Source organism: Spongiactinospora gelatinilytica (genome assembly GCF_003236385.1).
Taxonomy (GTDB): Bacteria; Actinomycetota; Actinomycetes; order Streptosporangiales; family Streptosporangiaceae; genus Spongiactinospora; species Spongiactinospora gelatinilytica.
Map to the genome: position 1 here is coordinate 1 of NZ_POUA01000618.1, position 2,602 is coordinate 2,602.

Annotated in this window: 1 protein-coding gene and 2 pseudogenes; 1 reads left to right on the plus strand and 2 read right to left on the minus strand. The window is 74.3% G+C overall.

The window, feature by feature from the left end; genetic code table 11:
* Positions 1 to 71: 71 nt before the first annotated feature.
* Positions 72 to 479, plus strand: a pseudogene (locus C1I98_RS44755) (AfsR/SARP family transcriptional regulator); the annotation flags it as partial.
* Between the two features lie 928 nt (positions 480 to 1,407).
* On the opposite strand, the pseudogene C1I98_RS44760 reads toward C1I98_RS44755, so the two are convergent.
* Both C1I98_RS44760 and C1I98_RS37770 read right to left on the minus strand, forming a co-directional pair.
* Positions 1,408 to 1,602: pseudogene (locus tag C1I98_RS44760) on the minus strand (ATP-binding cassette domain-containing protein); the annotation flags it as partial.
* Positions 1,603 to 1,694: 92 nt separating this feature from the next.
* A partial coding sequence (locus C1I98_RS37770; RefSeq protein ID WP_199537519.1) for a PD40 domain-containing protein occupies positions 1,695 to 2,602 on the minus strand: 908 nt, incomplete at its 5' end.

Sequence of the window (2,602 nt, forward strand, 5' to 3'; positions counted from 1 at the left end):
GCAGGGGGGTGGAGTTGGGCGGGGCGCGGTTGCGTACGTTGTTGGTGCGGCTGGCGCTCGATCCCGGGCGGATGGTCGCCGCCGATGAGCTGGCCTCGGCGCTGTGGGGTGCCGCCTCGCCGGTCGATCCGGCCAACGCGCTGCAGACCCTGGTGTCACGGCTGCGGCGGGCTCTCGGGCAGCCGCACCGGGTGGAGTCCGTGCCCGGCGGTTACCGGCTCGACGTACCGCGTGAGGCGATCGACGCGCACCGGTTCGAGCGGCTGGCCGCCGACGGGCGGCGCGCGCTCGGCGCGGGCGACCCGCACGCCGCGATGCGCGTACTGGGCCAGGCCCTGGCGCTCTGGCGCGGCCAGGCGCTGGCCGACGTCGCCGACGCCCCCTTCGCCACGGCCGCCGCCGCCCGCCTGGAGGAGGCCAGGCTCACCGCCACCGAAGACCACTACGCGGCGAAGATCGCCGAAGGAGAGGTCGCCCCCGCCGTGGCCGGCCTGCGCGAGCTGGCCGCCCGCCATCCCCGCCGCGAGCGGGTGCGCGGCCTGTCTGTCGGCCCTGGTGGACAAGTCGCTGGTGCAGGTCACCGAGGGCCCGCGCTACCGGGTGCTGGAGACGATCAGGGAGTACGGGCTGGAACGGCTCGCGGAGCGGGGCGAGCTGGCCGGGCTGCGGGCCGCGCACGCGGCCTACTACCTGCGCCTGGCCGAGACCGCCGAGCCGTACGTCCGCAGCGGCGCGCAGCGTCCCTCGGTGGCCAGGCTGGACGCCGAGCACGACAACATGCTCGCCACACTGCGCTGGGCCACCGAGGCGGGCACCAGCGGGTCTGGCTGGCCACCACCCGGATCAGGCAGGGCGACGTCGAGCGCGCCCGCGCCGAACTGGAGGCCATCGTGGCCCCCGGCAACGACGAGACCTCCTCGCGCAACGTCGCCTTCGCCCTGCTCAACCTGGGCGACCTGAACCGGCACGGCGGCGACCTCGCGGCGGCCGAGCGCGCCTACGCCGAAAGCCGCCGCCTGCTCACCGGGGCCCCGTTCGTGCCGCCGCAGTTCCATGCGCTGCTGCGGACCACGATGGGCCAGCTCGCGGTCGATCGCGGCGACCCCGGTACCGCCCTCGCGGAGGCCGGGAAGGCGTTCGAGTACGCGATGTCGGCCAAGGACATGCCGGTCGTGGCCAGGGTCGGGGTGCTCGTGGCCACCGCGACGGCCGCCGGCGGCGACCCGCGCCGCGCGGCCGAACTGCTGGGCGCGAGCGAGCAGATCCGCGGCGCGCCCGACCTGTTCAACCTCGACGTGGCCCGGATCACCGAGCGGCTGTCGGCCGACCTCGGCCGCGCCGCCTACGAGGCCGCGTACACCAAGGGCCGCGCCCTGCCCCGCAAGGACGCCCTCGCCCTGGTCCAGGGCGGGCGCGGCCCCCGTCGGCGCGCAGCAGCGTCGCGAGGATGCGCACGGCCGTCGTCTTGCCCGCCCCGTTCGGCCCGAGCACGCCAAGTACGGTCCCCGGCCTGGCGGCCAGGTCGATCCCTTTGAGCGCGACCGTATCCCCGAAGCGCTTGGTCAGGCCCTCCGCCTCGAAAGCGGGGGCAGACGTGCTCATGCCTGTCGTCATGCCGCATATCGTGCGCGACCGCGCTGTCAATCGGCGCACAGTCCGCTGTCAGCCCTGACATACCGCTGACAGCGGCGGTCTCACCAGGCGGGCTGCCCGAAGTCGCCCGGGTCGCGGAGCGTGCGGGCCGTGCCCTTTTCGAGGTCCACGCGGATCAGCCACGGCCCGTGCGTGGCGAGCGCGTACCGGCCGGTACCCTCCAGGGCGAACCGCTGGAGCATCCCGCCGCCCGGCAGTTTCAGCCGGACGAGCGTGCGCGACTGCCCGCCGCCGCCGGCCGGGATCGTCGCGATCTCGTGGCCCTGCGAGTAGATCAGCGACCTGCCGTCGGCGGAGTAGGCGACCGAGCTGAGGTGCGGCATCCCGTCATGTGGCTTGACGATCGTGGACGCGGCGATCAGGTCCGTCTCCGGCCGGGCCGGGTCGAGGACGCCCAGCCCGTGCCGCGACGCGGCGAACGCGAGCCGCCGCCCGTCCGGAGACCAGGCCAGGCCGCTGATCATGTTGGAGCTGCTGTTCCAGTCCCGGCGCTGCCCGGTCACGACATCGACGATGGAGACCCTGTCGAAGTTGGCGAACGCCAGTCGAGATCCGTCCGCGCTGAGCGCGACCTTGTACGCGTGGTCCACGTCGCCCGGGACGAGCAGCGTCTTCGCCGCGCGGCCGTGGTCGTCCAGCCGTACGACGATGTACCGGACCTTGCCCCCCGGACGTGTCAGGGTGGACACCGCGAACGTGCGGTTGTCCCGCGCGGCGGCGACGTACTGCCAGGACGTCGTCACCCCGGGCGGCAGCGGAACCTCGGCGATGAGCTTGCCGGTCGCGGCGTCGTGTACGGCGGGGCGGACGAGGGTGTGACCGGACGGCTCCTTGGCCCGGCCTTCGTAGTGCGCGATGGGCGAGCGTCCGGCCATGATGAAGCGTGGCGGGCCCGTGGGCGGTAGTGGTGTGCCGGTGGCGTACGGCTCCGCGAGCGAGGATGCCAGGG